Annotated in this window: 3 protein-coding genes; 1 reads left to right on the top strand and 2 read right to left on the bottom strand. The window is 69.8% G+C overall.

Annotated features, from left to right (window positions below; all coding sequences use genetic code 11):
* On the bottom strand, positions 1–378 hold a 378-nt coding region (locus tag DBR12_RS13170), incomplete at its 3' end, for an alcohol dehydrogenase catalytic domain-containing protein (RefSeq protein WP_158274999.1).
* A 199-nt stretch (positions 379–577) separates the two neighbouring features.
* On the opposite strand from DBR12_RS13170, the gene DBR12_RS13165 reads away from it, so the two are divergent.
* Positions 578–1111 carry a 2'-5' RNA ligase family protein gene (locus DBR12_RS13165; protein ID WP_146185533.1) on the top strand — a complete coding sequence of 178 codons (534 nt, stop codon included), beginning with the start codon at positions 578–580 and terminating at the stop codon, positions 1109–1111.
* Positions 1112–1193: 82 nt separating this feature from the next.
* Here DBR12_RS13165 and DBR12_RS13160 read toward each other — a convergent pair.
* On the bottom strand, positions 1194–2071 hold an 878-nt coding region (locus DBR12_RS13160), incomplete at its 5' end, for a LysR family transcriptional regulator (protein WP_108617663.1).

The following is a 2071-nucleotide window of genomic DNA, read 5'->3' as shown; positions in this document are numbered from 1 at the left end:
GGGCAGCAGGCAGTATTCGGCATGGCCGCCCATGGCCACCCCCGCCACGCCCACCACCGCGTCGCCGGGGGCAAAGCCGGTCACTGCGCGGCCCACGGCCTCCACCACGCCCGCCACATCGGTGCCCAGCACGGGCTGGCGCGGCCGCGTGATGCCAAACGCCAGCCGCCCCAGCAGGCCAAAGCCACGCGGCAGCTTCTGCGTGCGCACGCGCATGTCGGCCGACGACACACTGGCCGCCAGCACCCGCACCAGCACATCGCGCGGGCCAGGCACAGGGCGGGGCAGGGTGCGCAGCCGCAGCACATCGGTGCCGCCATAGCGGGTGCAGACCCAGGCGAGCATGGTGGGGGACGTGGGCAGGGTGAGTGTGTGCATGGGCAACAGGGCAGGGCGCCCGGTGGCGCAATTGAAGAGGGGGTGAGTGGCGGTGGCGAGCCTGCGGGCAGCTTAGGCGGCCAGGTGGAGCGCACACAACCCGACCTTGGGAGGGGCGGCCGGCGGTAGCCACGCCACAGCTGCACGTTACCCTTGTCGTCCTGCTGGATTGACTGATTGATTGCTGCAAAGGCCCACCGTGCACCCCACGCTCTACACCGTTGCCTACCCTGTCTGCGCCGCCGAGGACATGTTGGCCATCGACACCTGGCGCGCCGCCAACGACCCCACCGGCCACGCGCTGGTGCGCCCGCACTTCACGCTGGTGTTTGCCAGCAACGCGGTGGACGAAGCCACCTACATCGCCCACGTGGCGGCGGTGGCTGCGCGCGCAGCACCCATCGCGTTTCACTGCCGCTACGCCATGCTCGGGGCCGATGCCCACAGCCCGCGCGCCCATGCCTACCTGGTGCCCGACGAAGGCCATGCGGCGTTGTCACTGCTGCACGACGCGCTCTACACCGGCCCGCTGGCCGACGCGCTGCGGCTGGATTTGCCTTACACCCCACACATCACCGTGGGCACTTTCGAGTCCGCACCCATGGCGCGTGCGTGGTGTGCCGCGCGCAACCAGGCGGGCGTGTCGGTGCCAGGCCAGGTGACCGCGCTGTGGGTGGGGCAGGTGGTGGACGGGCGGTTCGAACACCGGGGGCAGTTCGATCTGCTGGGCTAGTTTTTTGAAGCAAAAATGGCCTTTACCGCGCGACCATCAAGCGTTTTAAGCTATTAAATATGCAGCATTATCGCTGCGCCCCTCAAGGCCGCTGCGCCATCACGAGCCCATACAGCGCCTGCGCCGCCACCGACAGGCTCTCGTCCCGCCGCCGCACCAGATAGATCTGCCGCGTCAGCCCTGGCAGTGACAGCGGCCGCGTGACCAGCCCCGGCTGGTCAAAGTGGAACAGCGTGAGCGCAGGCACCACGCTGATGCCCAGGCCCGCGCGCACCATGCCCATCACCGTGGCGAGCTGCTCCACCTCCATCAGCGTATGCATGGCCTGCGGGTGCAGCGCGGCCTCCAGGTATTGCCGAACGCTGCTGGTGCGCGCCAGGTGAATGAAGGGCCATGCGGCCAAGTCCTGCGCGGTGATGGCCTTGCGGCGGCGCGCCAGCGGGTGGTCGGCCGGGCACACCAGGTAGAAGTCATCACTGCAAAACGGCTCGGCCTGCAGCGCAGGCGTGTCGGCCCGGATGGCGGCCAGCGCAAAGTCGGCATGGCCGCTGGCCACGCGGTCGATGCAGGGCTCGGACAGCACATCGGCAATGTCGATCTCGATGCCCGGGTGCGCTGCGTGGTACTGCGCCAGCACGCCCGGCAGCCAGCCTGCGGCCAGCGACGGCAGCAGCGCCACGGCCACCCGCCCGCGCTGCAGCGTGGCGGCGTCGCGCACGGCAGCCAGGGCGCCTGTGATCTCGGCGCGGATGCGGCGGGCCGACTCCAGAAAGTTCTGCCCCTCGGGTGTGAGGTCCACATGCCGCGTGCTGCGGTCAAACAGGCGCAGGCCCAGGTCGTCCTCCAGCGCGCGGATGAGGGCGCTGAACGCGGGTTGCGACAGGTGGCACAAGGTGGCGGCGCGCGTGAAGCTGCGCTGCTCGGCCAGCGCGAGAAAGGCGTCGAGCTGGCGGCTGGAGA

The sequence above is a fragment of the Acidovorax sp. HMWF029 genome (assembly GCF_003060895.1).
Lineage (GTDB): Bacteria > Pseudomonadota > Gammaproteobacteria > Burkholderiales > Burkholderiaceae_C > Acidovorax.
Note: the sequence above shows the minus strand (reverse complement) of the source record. Positions and strands in the feature narration are given on the sequence as shown.